Genomic DNA, 14,832 nt, shown 5'->3' with positions numbered 1-14,832 from the left:
GAGGCTTTATCATGTTAAGACAAGTTCAAAAACAAATGTCTCTACACTCAATATTATACAATAAAATTTCTGAGAATCATATACTAAAAAAAATAAATTATGTAGTAGATTTTAGTTTTATCAATAAATTGCTTGAAGACAGCTATTGTAAAAACTTTGGAAGACCTGCAAAAGAACCTGAAATGATGTGTAAATTGCTTTTTCTTCAACATTTGTACATATTATCGGATGAAAAGGTTATTGAAGAAGCAAACTTAAACTTAGGATATATGTATTTTCTTGGCATTAATCCGGAAGATGAGTTACCTGACAAAAGTTTATTATCGAAATTTAGAACTCAACGACTGGAAGAAGCTACTTTAGATGAAATAATCACAGAAATTGTAAGACAATGTGTAGAGAAAGGGATAATAGGAGGAACAAGTGTAAGCGTTGATGCCACTCATATAGAAGCAAATACAATAAGAAAGACTCCAGAGAGGTTAATGAAACATTTAGCAAGAAAAATTATTAAAACATATGAAAAAGAAAACAACCAGGTTTTAGAAGAAATTCCCGAAGTACCGAAATATAAAGAAATCGAAGATCATACTGAAGCAAAGGCTGTAATGAAAGATTATCTTGAAAATGTAATAAGTAAAGTTAAAAAGAATATCAGAAAAGATTGCAGTGAAAGTATAAAAACAAAAGAAACTATAGAAAAAGCAAGAGAAATAATAGAAGATCCTAAATTTTTAAATCAGAAAGGTGTTCGTTCCATAATAGATGAAGATGCAAGAGTCGGCCGAAAAAGTAAGAATCAAGAATTCTATGGATATAAAACTGAATTTATGATGACAGCAGATGAAAGAATAATTACATCAGTAAGAACAGCAGATGGAGCATATGTAGATGGAACATATGCAGATGAACTGATTGAGCAAACATTAAAATCCGGAATGAAAATAGAGGAGGTTTATGGGGACAAGGCATATTTTAGGAAACCAATTTTAAATAGTATTGAGGAAATTAAAGCTAAAGCTTACATACCTGTAAGTGAATCGGTATATAGAATTGATGAAAGCGAATTTTCATACAATAAAGACTCAGACGAGTGGGAGTGTAGAGAAGGCAATATAACCGTAAAAAAGAAATATTATAAAATAAAGGGGAAATCAAGGCCGGACAGAGAAGGATATAAATATTATTTTGAACCGGAACAATGTAAAAGATGCCCAAAACATGATGAGTGTGCAAAAAAAAGTGCAAGGAAGATACTACAGATAGGATTAAATACTATAGAATTCTATGAAATATCACAATATCAAAAGACGGAAGAATACTTGGAAAAATATAAAAAAAGGGCTTCCATAGAAGGCAAAAATGCAGAACTCAAAAGATTTCACGGACTATATCGTGCAAGAGGATATGGTCTATTAAGTGTGTCCATGCAATCGAAATTAGCAGCAATAGCGGTAAATATAAAGAGGATAGCAGCAATAGCTGCCTCTAAATTTTGTATATTTACCTTAAACATTAAAATTTTTAGTCAGTATTATAAATTTTGTTTGAATTAGAATAATTATTAGGGAAAAAAGCTACTTTTTCACTGGTCCCGAAACGTCCCCATGTCCTCCTATTTTTTTATTTCTTTCATAATATTTTCGGCAAAGCATTTTGCTTTTTCTTCGATGTTGGGCACGTCTTTTATGGAGTCTTTGTTATTGGCTGTAGCCATTAAAGAGAAATACGGAGGCAGCCTGAAAGTCTTGTTTAGATTTAAACTGCTTATAATTTGCTTAGCCACAATATCGCTTCCTGAATATCCTGATACAATTATGGAGAACAAAGTTTTATCATAAAATTTTGTTCTCCTGAAAAGTGCGGTTAGTCTGTTAATAACAGCCATTATATTAGCCGAAACGGAGTCATTATAATTAGGACAGATGAATACCACTGCGTTTGATTGAAGAAGAGCGGGATAGACCTCTTCAACTATTATTCCCCCATAAAAGCAGCTTACTTGCTGGCCGTAATGTTTACAAGTTTTATAAGGACAACCTTTGCAGTCATATATTGTTCCGTTTCCTATGTGAATTTCTCTTATTTTACATGAATTTAAATTTCTTTTAACCATGTTCCAAAGAAGAAGACTGTTGGAAGTTCTCCAGTTACTGGAGTAAATTATTAATATTTTAGGATTTTTTATAGGGCTGATATTGTCTTTGAAAAACCTTTGTCCCAATTCATAGCAAGAATTTAGGCAAATATTTTCCAAAGAATCATTATATATACTTTTCATAGGAATAAAATTTTCTAAATTTCCTGTTGCTTCAACTAAAGGCCTTCCTATAAATCTTAAACCTAATTGATTTCCGTGGAATATTATATTCTGAGCAGCACTCCTTGTATACAATTCCGTATTACTATGGGTTAAAACTATTCCCTGGAAGCCAAATAGGGAGGAGTTCCCCATAGAATATAGTTTAGAAAATATATTTGAAAGATTATTGCTAAATCCTATATTATTGACTTCAAGAGCAAATATGATCTTTCCCTGCCTTAATGATGAAACATGGTTTTCATCATTGATTATAACGGGATCTCTATCCTGAATAACGGCTTGAATCATCTTTTCCAACATAAAGGAAGGCTTTTCGGGAATAATTAAAAATAAATCATTCATATTATTTTCACTAACCTTTCATAAGCGGATTTAATCTTACTAAACAGAGGTTCAGGTAAATTTAATTTTTCTACTTCAATATTATTGTTTATGAGCCTGCATTTTGCTCCGATATAAGCTCCACCCATATAAGTTGAACCGTAAAACCAATCTCCACTCATTGTTGATAACAGAGATAGTGCACCTGAAGACAAACTGGGAGCAATATATGGCTTATATCCCAAACTTCTTATTTTTAAATTGGCATTCTTTGTTTTTTCCGTTAATAGATTAGACAGATTTTCATTATAATTTTTGATGCTGTCCGCTACTATTAATCCTTCTCCATGAGGGCCAAAAACTCTTCCTTCATTTAAAAAATGTTTTGTTTTTTCGTCCATTTCGGCATAAAAAGCTGCTCTTCCGTTCATAACGCCCAGCCCGTATCCGATGACTTTATCGGCAGGAATTCCTTCAAAATCTAAATTTCCATATTCATCCTTATTGCTTTCAAGAAATGCTTTTTTGCATAGAAGGTCTACGGGATCTGATATTACAGCAAATATACCCTTAAAATGTTTTTTCCGTGCCATATAGGCATATTCTTTTATAATGGCTGAATTGCCGTTGAATTGAACCATTCTGACGTCGCCCGCTTTGCTGTTTGTGGGAGGCACACCTTTTGATGCACAAAATACAAACATGTCACAATCAAATAAACTCTCTATATCTATTCCTTTGACCATAGGAAATTTTTCGTTAGAAAAGGCTTTCCGCACCTGGTTCATTTCATATTCCCATCTTATTTTATTATTTTCGTTTCTGTCACATATTCCTATTTTTTCGATAAGTTCTCCTCCTAAAAGTTTCAAACCGATAAGCAGAGTACTTCCTACATCTCCTAAGGCTAAGATATTCACCTTCCATTTGTTATGACTTTTTTCCTCTAATAATTCGGACCAATGGGGATAATTTGTATTAATTGAAATTATATTTCCATTATAGATATCTTTTATAAGCCATTCAGGCAGAGAATACTCTTTTTCTTCTTTAATGTCGAGTATTATATCGATATCTTCCCTTTCTGATAAAATAAAATCAGGATGGGAAACGGAAAAGCTTCTCCTTGAGTAGAGAGGATCAGATTTTTTCAAATAGTAATATTTATTTTTATTTGCTATAAATTCATCAAGGGAAACCTTTTTAAACATACTATACTCATAAGTTGAAAATAAGTATTTATTTTTATACTTATAATAATTAAACATTAAAATCTCCTACCTTTTAAAGATATTTTTTAACCTGTTCAAATGTTCTAAGTCCCTTTTAACATATACTGAAGGACTAAGATTCATATCATAGTCCATATTAATCCCTATATCTGGGCATCTGGGTGTCTGTATTACTTCTTTTAACCTTTTTAATGTTAAGTTTTTCTTATTTATATCTTGATAAACTTCTTCAACTTTTTCAAGAATTTCATAAGTATTTTTAAGGCAAACTTCCGACAGATTATATATATTATCCTTTGATGTGTTCTTAATAAAATTCGGAGAAACATAAGGTAGAATTAAATTAATGCTTGGTATCAGATTTTTATCCAATCTGTTTTTTATTTGAACCATATCTCCTCCTAAGAAAGGATATTGAGCACTTTCATTAAACCACAGCTTAAGATTCGGGATAAAATAAGCGCAACTTACATTTAGATTTCTCATATCCGCTATTTCTTTTCCTCTTCCGGATAATATACCTACAATGATTTTTTCAATCTTAATATTTGAACCTCTGACTAATGGTTCCAGCACCTTGATTCGATATCCCTTATGGAGTAGGTCATCTACAAGAATTAAAGGTTTGTTAAAAGAACGGAGTACTTTTATTTGATTTTCCAGACTTAAATAGTTAGGAAAAGCACTTATAGAAAAATTTTTTATATCAGAGTCAAATATTTTTTCAGTATGGATAGTTTTTGTTATAGTATTTGGTAAAATACATCCGTTAAGAATAGAACCAAAAGGTGCGCATATACAGGGACCTGATTGCCTGGACTGTTGGGATGCCGAAGAAACTTTATTTGTATCACATATTTGTTGTATTAACTTACTGTATATCATATCCTTACTGAAAGAAAGAAGCAGTTCCCCGGGATATAAATTTACAATTGCTTTTTTTAATTCATTTCTTTTTTCTTCTATGACTTTGTTTATGTCTTTGTTTTCCCTGAAGATTTCCTTTAAAGAGTCCTCTATGTCTAAATCTAATGTTGAGGGATTATTCATGTCTACCATAAATATAGGTTTCCCGTTATAGGAACGAACGGATTTTGCAAAACCCAAAAGAGGAAGAATATTTTCAACCATTTTCTGCCATTGAGTATTATTCTTATATATACAGTAGTTATAATCATCTGAAACGAGAAAAGCTAAAGTTTCGTTAAGGATAGTTTCTATGAGGACTTTACTATTGTTTTTAGCGTATATTCCATCTAATACGACAATTCTGCCCTTGGCGTTTTTTCTTATTTCTTCAGTTAAATTGCTGTTCTGAAATTCATCGAATATCATACTGCTTTTTAACCAGTGATACAAAGAAAAAGCTAAAACATTTTTGTTTTCCGAATCTTTTATAACAAGAACTCTTGTTTCAGATTTATTTTTTATATTTTCCAAGAATGTGATATCAATATTTTTCCCAATAGAACGAATTATATCTTCAATAAGGGATTCACCCAAGGATTCATATACTTTCACTTCAAAGGTTTTCTGCTGCACTAATGTCTTGTATTGAGGTTCTTTTACATAAAGGCCTAATTTAAATATATATTGTTCTGCCACGGAATCTATTAATTTTGAAATATCCCTGTTTTTGTCAATACTTTCCCTTATCTTGGTAGAGCTTATGTCTTCGTATTGAGGAGGAAGAGAAAGCCTTACAACATGCCCCTTAATCTTTTTTATTTTTTCTTCCAATATTGAACTTTGATTTTCCTCAGAGATATAAGTCTCCCTGTTGAATATTATATGGGGAAATTTGTGTATCGGGCTGTTGTTTTTATAAGATGAAGCATTAAGTATAACGTCTGAACCAATAACTATATAGACATCAGAATCGGGAAACAAATTTTTAAGCTTATTTAAGTCCTTACTATTATTGAGACCTATGGGAATTTCTGATGGAAATAAATAAATATCCAATTCTTGAGCAATAGACATTCGCATTATATTTATTCTGAAAGAGTGAGGCTGAGTTCTCTTTGACCAAGAAAATTCATCTACAGCCAGATAAACTTCAAAGCCCATATCTCTGATTTCCATGGCAATTTCCTTATGACTGAGGGTGAAGGGATCAAAGGTACCGGGAAAAAATGCAATATTTTTCTTCCTTTTCAGGTCTATTTCACCATAATTAAATTCATAATCCGATATAAACCTGTATATATAATTTAAGGAAGCGGAATTGTTCAAGAATAGGAACTCGTTTTCTTCTCTCTTTGTTAAAAGAGTAAGGATTTTTTTGGATACTAACAGAAATATATCGTGTTTTTCATTTAAAGTTAACTTTGAAGAACCGAAGATATCCGTTCCCAGGACTCTGAAAGCATAAGTACTTATTTCAGGATTAAAATTAGCCATTTCCATTAATAATATTCCCAGGAGCCTTTTCAATCTTTTTCTGTTTACTTTTGTTTCCTCTTTAAAATTATTCCCGTAACTTTTATAATTTTCAATTGCAACTCCTACGGTCTTTAACAATAAAATAGCGATTTGAACGTTGGACTTCTTTATTTCTATTTCCATATCATCAATAAGTTCGTCTAATTCTATTGGTCTTAAGTATAAAATTATTCGGCCTAAATATTCCGGTATATATTTTGTGAATTGATAGCTTTGCATTTCGAGAGCTCTGGATAATTCAATAACTATATCATTTCGTTGGTCGAGAGTGAGAAAGTTAAAAATTTTGATCAGGGTTTCTCCCGCATAATTTCTTACCCTTTCAACAGCGCTTACTTTAAGAAGATTGCAAAAATGCATGGCAGTATGGAGGCCGTTAGGATCAGATGATTTCATCAATTCTTCATATAGAATATCAATGTTTATTTTTTTATTTATCCAAGAAGTAGCGGTTTTTAAATTGTTGAAAAATATATCCGACATGATATCCTTATGGCGAGCGTAGGAATTTTTATAAGTGTTGATGATATTATCTCTTAATGCTAACTTATCAGCTATTTTTACTCTCAAAAAATCTTCGGCTATAGAGGAAGAGGGCGCATAGTTTTCTTCCATATATTCTTTTAAAGCCGGTATAAATTTATTATCATTTTTCAAATAAGGAGATAAATCTTTGATAGAATCCCAAGCCTGAAGTCTTATCTCGAAATTTGGAGATTTTATTTGCTCGATTATATATTTAGAAATTTGTGAAAGCTCGGTTCTGTTTAAACTTTCAAATGGAATATATTCTACGGTTTGAAGAAGATAAAATTGCTGAGTCTCCGATAAAATCAAATAGTTATTATAATATGATATCAATACATCCGCATAGGATTCATACTTACTTTTATGACAATGCAAAAATAACGAATTTATAACATTCTTAATATTATAAAGCCATTCTTCCTGAAAATCCTGAATTTTATGTTCCGGAAATAATATTAATTTTATAGCATTGTTTAATATATCTGAACTTTTAAGCTCAAAAGTATCATTATTTACAGATTTGGGAGTTTCTTTTCGATATTCTTCGTCATAGGAGCCGATTAAAATTCCTATGAGCTGAGCAGCTTCTTTTCTTATGGCTTCTTCCTTATGAAGAAGTAAATCATATAAGAAATAGAGAGTCTTAATCTTTTGTTCCTGAGTCAGATAAGTGGAATATTCGTAGAAAATCTGCAAATAAGTACTGAGTTTTTGCCAGTTGTATTCGCTTCTGGCAGATTCAAGGATATTGTTAAAGGATTGATTATTCATAAGTTTATTCATTAAGAAAATATTATGCTCAATAGAAAAATATTTTAAATTTTCTACGATTTCTTTTTCCTGCATCAACGAAAACAATTTAAGTTCAGGCTTTTTAAAGTTCTTCTTAACCGTCTCGGTATTAACTCCCAGACTTTTCATGAAGTTTTCAAAATCCTTAAGTTTCGAATAAACTTTCCTGTATCTTTTCTCTTTTTTTTCATCGACATTATCCAATTTATTTAAAATCACATCAAAGGCTTCGTCTAAAGTGTATATATGTATATGATTAACTCCATCTGTATTTTTGCTTTTTACCCTGAAATCGGAATATATGAGTATCAAAGATTCTATGGGGAGATTTTCTAATTCCAAATCCCAGGTAGAATGATTTGTTGCTATATGACCTATAGTATTTATGGAAAAATGTTTGAACCATTCATCCGTATAGTAATAATGAAGGTAAGCTACCCTTTTTTCTTCTCCTTCTTTCAGTCCGTATTTTCCTATATCATGGCCTATACTTGCTCCCGCTATTATTCCAAGATCTAAAGGTATCTCAAGATTTTTTAACTGTCTTGATAAATATAAACTTAAATTATTTACACCGGCAATATGTTCTATAGTGTTATGTCCGGTAATGCACTGGTCTAATTTCATTAATTCATAAATCCAATTTTTAAAAAATATTTCCTTAAAGTGAAAATATTCAGGATTTTTAATATTTTCCTCTTCCTCTTTGGTCAAAAAAGAAACAGGATATTTGTGAAGAAAACTTTTTTTATTGTAAGATATCTCATATTTACAGAATTCCCTTAAGATATAAAGATAAGTAGAAACCAAATTATCATAAGAGTGATTAAAATCAATATTTATTTTTTGAGGAAATGACTTATATAAGATCCAATAATATATGTATTTAAGACATTCCTCCTTATTAAAGGAAAAGTGATCTTTGATATAATCCCAAAATAGGTCCAATAAAGATGAAGGATCAACGGAAAAATTAGCTAAGGAACGATTTAAGCTTCTCTTAAAAGAATCGGCTTTAATATATTCCAATAATTCATCTTTTCCATCAATATCAGATTGTTGGTTTATTATGTTGAACATGGAATTATAAACTTCCTCATACATGATTACTATAATAACCTCCTTTTTAATTCCTCTCCTGTGGGAGTGGCAGCCAATCCTCCCAGGGCAGTTTCTTTAAGAGAAGTGGGGAGCTCCCTTCCTACTTTATACATAGCATCGACAACTTCATCAAAAGGAACAATACAGTCAACTCCTGATAAAGACAAATCGGCAGATAAAAGCGCATTTATAACTCCGGATGCATTGCGAATGATACATGGAAATTCTACCAAACCGGCTATGGGATCACACACAAGTCCCATTACGTTTATCAGAGAAAAACTTGCTGCATTTAAACACTGCTGTGGAGTTCCGCCGAGCATTTCGACTATTCCGGCTCCCGCCATAGCACTTGCTGTTCCGCATTCTGCTTGACAGCCCCCGTAAGCCCCTGAAATAGTAGCGTTTTTTGCGATTATTTCTCCGATTCCTGCCGCAGTAAACAAACCATTTATCATATCTTCCTCCTTAAGATTAAATTTTTCTTTTACGGTAATTATAGCTCCGGGGAGTATTCCGGAAGCGCCGGCAGTAGGAGCGGCTACAATTTGTCCCATAGATGCGTTTACTTCAGATGTAGATAAGGCCCTTGCCATTGCAGAAATAATAGTATCTCCGCATATGGTTTTTCCGGCATTTTTATATTCTTCTACCTTTTTTGCATATCCTCCTGTAAGACCGCTTATGGAGTTTATTTTTTTATTCAATCCTGAGGAAGAAGAACTTATCATTATATTTAAAATTTTTTTCATTTCATTTTTTAATTCTTCACCGGATATATTTGAAGAAGAACATTCTTTTAAAATGACAATTTCATATATTTTTTTATTTTGTTCCTTACATAACTTAAGAAGCTCTTTTCCGTTGTTAAACATTACTTTACCTCCTAACCGGATTTATAATATTTCCGTATATTATTTCTTCACCTGCGGATATTTCATCTAATATTTTCTTATCCATAAAATTGTCGGTTTCAACGATCATAGTAGCATTTTTATCGAATCTTGAAACCTTCATATTTGCAATATTAATATTATTATATGCAAGTATAGTACCCACTTTACTTATTACTCCCTTTTTATCAGGATATTCTAATATAAGGGTAGGTGATTCTCCGGTGAGTTCAACTTTGTTTCCGTTTATATCAGTGATTAATATACTTCCTCCTCCTATGGATGAACCTATTATATAAAAATCCCTTTTATTGTCTTTATGAAATACTATTTTGACAGTATTAGGATGTTCATAACCTAAATCAGTTTCGTAAAAGTTAAATTCAATTCCCTTTTCTTTTGCTATAATAAAAGAATCTTTTAGTTTCTCGGAAGAGGGTTCCATGCCAAGTATTCCGGCGACCAGCGCTTTATCTGTACCATGGCCTTTATATGTTTTAGCGAAAGAGCCGTGCAAATAGAAATCTACTTTATCAAAATCATCTCCATAGATTTCTTCCGAGGTTTTTCCTAATTTTGCTGCTCCTGCCGTATGAGAACTGGAAGGTCCAATCATTATAGGACCTAATATATCAAAAATACCGTATTCTTTCATCTTTAACACCTCTTTTATGATTTAATTTTAACATTAGAAGTAAAAGATATCAATAAAAAAAAGAGGATAAGCCTATCCTCCCAGAGTAATATCCTGTTTATCATACCATTCCAATGCATTATAGAAATGTTTTGGAGTGAATTCGGGCCAGTATTCATCTATTATATATAAGTCTGAATAAACAGACTGCAAAGGTAAGAATCCGCTCAATCGTCTTCTTCCTCCCCATCGAATAATCAGATCTATTCTTGATATTTCTCTTGATCTAATCAAATCCATCATATTTTTATCTTTTTCGTTAGAGGCAAAACAATCATTTAGATCCCATTGCCAACCGTAATTAACTAAAAAATTTATTTTTGTTTTTCCATTTCCAAAAGTTTGCCTTTTAATTGTATAGGGAATTAATTCCCGAGGAAACATGGGAGATTCCGTATTGCCAACTATGAAGAGGGAAGCATTTTCTTTCGACAACATTTTTACTGCATCAATGCAGGCTTGAGTAAAAGCTACTCTTTGGAATTTAGGCCTTTTTGTATTATCAGTGGTAAATCCGTAGTAAGTGATTTCATTTATTCCCTCTTTTTCGCATAATTTGAAGAGTTCCAATCCTGGCTTTAATCCCATGTTATATCCCTTTTCCTTTGTCATTCCATTTTTTACTGCCCATCTTCTATTTCCGTCCGGAATAATACCGATATGATTTGGTATCCTCATTAATATCTATCCTCTCTTAATATTATATTTTTATCTATTATTTCCATATTCTAATAATTAAATTCTTTTTTCTTCTTATAGTCAACAGGAAAGTCTCATTTTTTCTTAATATAAGCCGAAGATAAATAAATTTCAGAAAAAGGTAGATATGCTTATATTTATTATTGTTTTCTTTGAGTATATATAATATATATTCCTGCAATAATCAATAATATAGGCCAATATCTGCCTATATTAAACCATTTGGCAGTGAACCAAGGAAATAATTTTTTGATAAGCATAAAAGAACCAAAGATTATTAAAACAATTCCTATAAACGAGGAATTATTCTTAAAAGTATTGTCATCATCATCACCATAATAAATAACATCGCTGTCCCCTTGGGGAATAACCAGAGCGCATATAAAATAAGCAATAATAGCAAAACCGGCTGTAACGAAAGCGAGTATAATCCACAACAATCGCATTATAGATGGATCTACGTTGAAGTATTCACCCAATCCGCCGCAAACGCCGCTTATTATTTTATTATCTTTGGAACGATAAATTTTTCTTGCCATATCAATTCCCCCTTATTTTCATTTTATTATTATATTTTATCAGATATAATAATAAAAGTGAATTTAATATAATTTATTAATACCCTTTATTCACAATATATTATCATTGTGGTAACATTATATTTAAGAAAATGATTATATGGAGGATAAATTATGTATAATATCTTATCTTTAGTATTTAAATATCTTTTCATTTTTGTTATTTATTTTTTTATGATAAACATTATTAGGCTTATTTATTTAGATATTAAAGGAATAAACATGACTACATTTGATAAAAATACTTATTTAAAACTTATAAACAGGAAAGAGGCCTTGCCGTTTAAAGTAAAAGAATATTATTCTGTTGATGACGGAGTTTCAATTGGAAGGGGAAATCAAAACAATATAGTTATTAAAGATCAATATATCTCAAAACAGCATCTGAAAATTGTAAAAGATGAAGATGAATATTATCTGGAAGATTTGAACAGTGCTAATGGCAGTTTTGTTAACGGGCAAAGGGTTATGGATGTAATAAGAATTAAAAACGGAGATAGAATAAATTTAGGGCAAGTGGAATTCTTATTTGTAAATAAGGATTAATGGGGTGAAGAAAATGTTTGATAAACTTGTAAGTTATAAAGTTCCGAGAAATTTTTTGGTTCTGTTTGATTTGATGGCATTGCTTCTTCTTTTTATATATGAGAAGGAGAATTTAGATGCATTTACTATGATTTCAGCTATATCCATGGTATTTATAATATATATATCAAATTTTATTCTTATAAAGATATCTACGGGAGACAATTATATATTTCTTATTGCTACTATGCTTATAAGTATAGGGACAGTAATGATATACAGAATAAATCCTGAAATAGGAATAAGACAAGTGATATGGGTTAGTATGGGAGTGTTCGCTTTTTTCCTGTCTTATATTATGACTAAAAAAATTAAAAGATTGAATAAGCGGATGAAATTATATTTAGGTATTTCATTAGGACTTTTCATAATAACCCTTGTATTCGGAAGAAATATAAATGGAGCCACCAACTGGATTAAGGTAGGAGGATTTAATTTCCAACCGTCGGAAGTTATAAAGCTACTTTTTATATTTTTCCTTGCCTCTTATTATTCCAATATAGAAAAATATAAGAAGAATTATAGAAATGGTTATTATGTAATTTTGGTAGTTTATATATTTATTGGTTTTTTATTCATGCAAAGAGATTTAGGAATGGCTGCGTTGTTTTACTTAATCTTTCTTGGAATACAATACGTATATGAAGATAATAGGAAACTGATATTGTATAATGTTCTTTTTTCTTTGGTGGGAATAGTCCTTGGTTATACTTTGTTTGACCATGTGAGAATAAGAATTGCAACTTGGCTTGACCCGTGGAAGTACATTGACAATAAGGGGTACCAGATTACTCAATCTCTGTTTGCTATAGCAAGTGGGGGATTTTTTGGAACTGGAATTGGACTTGGACACCCGGATTTTATTCCGGCGGTTCATACGGACTTTATTTTCTCCGCAATATGTGAGGAAATGGGTGTATTTACCGGCATGGCAATAATCATGCTGTTTCTTATACTTGTATACAGAGGGTTCAAGATTGCTTTCAGCCAGGATGATAAATTTTTTCAGATAGTGGCCTTTGGGATAAGTATATTATTTGGATTTCAATCATTTATAATATTCGGCGGGGTTATGAAGCTCATACCTTTAACAGGGATTACATTGCCTTTTGTAAGCTATGGGGGAAGTTCTCTCTTGTCCAGTTTTATTGCTTTGGGGGTACTTCAGGTAGCATCAGAAGAAATAGAACAGGAGGAAGTAGAAGATGAAAAAAGAGCTTAAAAGAATGATAAGAGTATTTGTGTCAGTATGTATTTTATTTGTAAGCTTGATTGTATACTTAAGCTATTTTCAGATTGCTGATGCTAAAGATATTAAAAATAACAGTTACAATAAAAGATTATGGATAGACGAAGAAAGTATATTAAGGGGAATGATACTTGACAGAAATGGGAAGATATTAGCTTATAGCAAGAAAACGGGCGAAGAAGAAATTGCTAAAAGATATTATAACTATGGCAGTTTATATAGTCATATTATAGGTTACAGTTATAGAGAATATGGAAAATCAGGCCTTGAAGCCACATATAATAATGAATTGTTGAATCTAAAAGATAATGCAGCCTTAAATGAGATTCAAAAGATGATTAAACCGAATGGGGAAGGCAATTCGATAAAACTTACCGTTGATCATCATATTCAGGAATATGCCAAAAGCCTTCTCAAAGGTAAGAAAGGCTCTGTAATAGTTATGAATCCCAAAACCGGAGAAATATATGCTATGGTCAGCCTGCCTGATTTTGATGTTTCTACTTTAAGAGAGAATTGGAAAACTATTGTTGAAAACCCTGACAGTCCATTTTTGAATAGAGCTACTATGGGACTTTATGAGCCGGGTTCTACCTTTAAAGTTTTAACCTCGATAGCTGCCTTGGAAAATTTTGATGAGGATAAAGTAATTGATTGTAAAGGTTCGGTTAAAATAGACGGCTACACATTTAAGGATTATAACGGAAAGGGTCATGGAAGAGTAGATCTTCAAGAAGCATTGGTTGAATCCTGTAATGTCTATTTTACCCAGATCGGAGTGGAAATTGGGAAAAATAAACTTGGAGAAGTGGCAGAAGACTTTTTTATTAATAAAAGTATTCCTTTTGATTTGTCGGTTAAGAAGTCAAGTTTTCCGTTTAGAGAAAATATTTCTACGACCGAATTGGCTGCTTCAAGTATAGGTCAGGGAAAGGTAAGAGTGACTCCTTTAAATATGGTTATGATAGCCTCGGGAATTGCTAACGGAGGAAATATCGTTAAACCTACTTTGGTTAAAGAGGTAATTTCTCCTGAGGGAAAAGTAATAAAAAGTATTGAACCTCAAATTCTTTCCCAAGGAGTAGATGGATTTACCGCTAATAAAGTAAAGAATATGATGGTAGAGGTAGTTAAAAGAGGAACCGGAACCAGAGCTCAAATTAAAAATATGAGGGTTGCTGGTAAAACCGGAACTGCCGAAAATTCTACAGGGAAAACTCATTCTTGGTTTATAGGATTTGCTCCTGCAGACGATGCAAAAGTGGCTGTAGTTGTATTACTTGAAAGTGATGGCTCTACCGGAGGAAAAAATGCTGCGCCTATTGCTCAAAAACTAATGGTTGAAACTATGAATACCATTAATTAATAAATTATAAATATTAATTTATAAGG

At 31.7% G+C, this 14,832-nt stretch carries 11 protein-coding genes; 4 read left to right on the top strand and 7 right to left on the bottom strand.

Going from position 1 to position 14,832, the window contains the following annotated elements:
- The first annotated feature begins 11 nt into the window (after positions 1 to 11).
- Positions 12 to 1,556, top strand: a complete 1,545-nt coding sequence (locus EQM13_RS12550) for an IS1182 family transposase (RefSeq protein WP_128752854.1) — start codon at positions 12 to 14, stop codon at positions 1,554 to 1,556.
- A 59-nt stretch (positions 1,557 to 1,615) separates the two neighbouring features.
- Here EQM13_RS12550 and EQM13_RS12545 read toward each other — a convergent pair whose 3' ends face one another.
- The 7 genes from EQM13_RS12545 to EQM13_RS12515 all read right to left on the bottom strand — a co-directional run bounded on the left by EQM13_RS12545 (position 1,616) and on the right by EQM13_RS12515 (position 11,567).
- Positions 1,616 to 2,665: a flavodoxin family protein gene (locus tag EQM13_RS12545; RefSeq protein ID WP_128752852.1), complete on the bottom strand. Its 1,050-nt coding sequence runs from the start codon at positions 2,663 to 2,665 to the stop codon at positions 1,616 to 1,618.
- A complete protein-coding gene (locus EQM13_RS12540; RefSeq protein WP_128752850.1) occupies positions 2,662 to 3,912 on the bottom strand; it encodes a Rossmann-fold NAD(P)-binding domain-containing protein in 1,251 nt (416 codons plus the stop codon). The genes EQM13_RS12545 and EQM13_RS12540 overlap by 4 nt, the downstream gene beginning before the upstream one ends.
- A gap of 9 nt (positions 3,913 to 3,921) precedes the next feature.
- Positions 3,922 to 8,745: a cytidyltransferase gene (locus tag EQM13_RS12535; RefSeq protein ID WP_128752849.1), complete on the bottom strand. Its 4,824-nt coding sequence runs from the start codon at positions 8,743 to 8,745 to the stop codon at positions 3,922 to 3,924.
- 5 nt (positions 8,746 to 8,750) lie between these two features.
- Positions 8,751 to 9,617, bottom strand: a complete 867-nt coding sequence (sdaAA, locus tag EQM13_RS12530) for an L-serine ammonia-lyase, iron-sulfur-dependent, subunit alpha (RefSeq protein ID WP_128752847.1) — start codon at positions 9,615 to 9,617, stop codon at positions 8,751 to 8,753.
- Positions 9,618 to 9,621: 4 nt separating this feature from the next.
- Positions 9,622 to 10,290 (bottom strand): L-serine ammonia-lyase, iron-sulfur-dependent subunit beta, encoded by a 669-nt coding sequence (sdaAB, locus tag EQM13_RS12525; protein ID WP_071140515.1) that lies wholly within the window; start codon positions 10,288 to 10,290, stop codon positions 9,622 to 9,624.
- A gap of 72 nt (positions 10,291 to 10,362) precedes the next feature.
- The gene (gene uppS / locus EQM13_RS12520) at positions 10,363 to 11,007 is read right to left on the bottom strand and encodes a polyprenyl diphosphate synthase (RefSeq protein WP_071140516.1); all 645 of its coding nucleotides are present in this window, start codon (positions 11,005 to 11,007) and stop codon (positions 10,363 to 10,365) included.
- 161 nt (positions 11,008 to 11,168) lie between these two features.
- A complete protein-coding gene (locus tag EQM13_RS12515; RefSeq protein WP_071140517.1) occupies positions 11,169 to 11,567 on the bottom strand; it encodes a PspC domain-containing protein in 399 nt (132 codons plus the stop codon).
- 153 nt (positions 11,568 to 11,720) lie between these two features.
- On the opposite strand from EQM13_RS12515, the gene EQM13_RS12510 reads away from it, so the two are divergent.
- From EQM13_RS12510 to EQM13_RS12500, 3 genes are read left to right on the top strand one after another with little or no spacing between them, the layout of a single operon-like run.
- Complete coding sequence (locus EQM13_RS12510; protein ID WP_071140518.1) at positions 11,721 to 12,152, top strand: FHA domain-containing protein; 432 nt, start codon at positions 11,721 to 11,723, stop codon at positions 12,150 to 12,152.
- Between the two features lie 13 nt (positions 12,153 to 12,165).
- Positions 12,166 to 13,413, top strand: a complete 1,248-nt coding sequence (locus EQM13_RS12505) for an FtsW/RodA/SpoVE family cell cycle protein (protein ID WP_071140519.1) — start codon at positions 12,166 to 12,168, stop codon at positions 13,411 to 13,413.
- A complete protein-coding gene (locus EQM13_RS12500) occupies positions 13,397 to 14,806 on the top strand; it encodes a peptidoglycan D,D-transpeptidase FtsI family protein (protein WP_071140520.1) in 1,410 nt (469 codons plus the stop codon). The genes EQM13_RS12505 and EQM13_RS12500 overlap by 17 nt, the downstream gene beginning before the upstream one ends.
- Positions 14,807 to 14,832: the final 26 nt, after the last annotated feature.

It is taken from the genome of Acidilutibacter cellobiosedens (assembly GCF_004103715.1).
Taxonomy (GTDB): domain Bacteria; phylum Bacillota; class Clostridia; order Tissierellales; family Acidilutibacteraceae; genus Acidilutibacter; species Acidilutibacter cellobiosedens.
Note: the sequence above shows the minus strand (reverse complement) of the source record. Positions and strands in the feature narration are given on the sequence as shown.

Bases quoted from the DNA above. Each gene is read 5' to 3' on its own strand.
- sdaAA (WP_128752847.1), bottom strand. From the start codon at position 9,617: ATGTTTAACAACGGAAAAGAGCTTCTTAAGTTATGTAAGGAACAAAAT.
- EQM13_RS12510 (WP_071140518.1), top strand. From the start codon at position 11,721: ATGTATAATATCTTATCTTTAGTATTTAAATATCTTTTCATTTTTGTT.
- EQM13_RS12515 (WP_071140517.1), bottom strand. From the start codon at position 11,567: ATGGCAAGAAAAATTTATCGTTCCAAAGATAATAAAATAATAAGCGGC.
- uppS (WP_071140516.1), bottom strand. From the start codon at position 11,007: ATGAGGATACCAAATCATATCGGTATTATTCCGGACGGAAATAGAAGA.
- EQM13_RS12505 (WP_071140519.1), top strand. From the start codon at position 12,166: ATGTTTGATAAACTTGTAAGTTATAAAGTTCCGAGAAATTTTTTGGTT.
- EQM13_RS12545 (WP_128752852.1), bottom strand. From the start codon at position 2,665: ATGAATGATTTATTTTTAATTATTCCCGAAAAGCCTTCCTTTATGTTG.
- EQM13_RS12535 (WP_128752849.1), bottom strand. From the start codon at position 8,745: ATGTATGAGGAAGTTTATAATTCCATGTTCAACATAATAAACCAACAA.
- EQM13_RS12500 (WP_071140520.1), top strand. From the start codon at position 13,397: ATGAAAAAAGAGCTTAAAAGAATGATAAGAGTATTTGTGTCAGTATGT.
- sdaAB (WP_071140515.1), bottom strand. From the start codon at position 10,290: ATGAAAGAATACGGTATTTTTGATATATTAGGTCCTATAATGATTGGA.
- EQM13_RS12550 (WP_128752854.1), top strand. From the start codon at position 12: ATGTTAAGACAAGTTCAAAAACAAATGTCTCTACACTCAATATTATAC.
- EQM13_RS12540 (WP_128752850.1), bottom strand. From the start codon at position 3,912: ATGTTTAATTATTATAAGTATAAAAATAAATACTTATTTTCAACTTAT.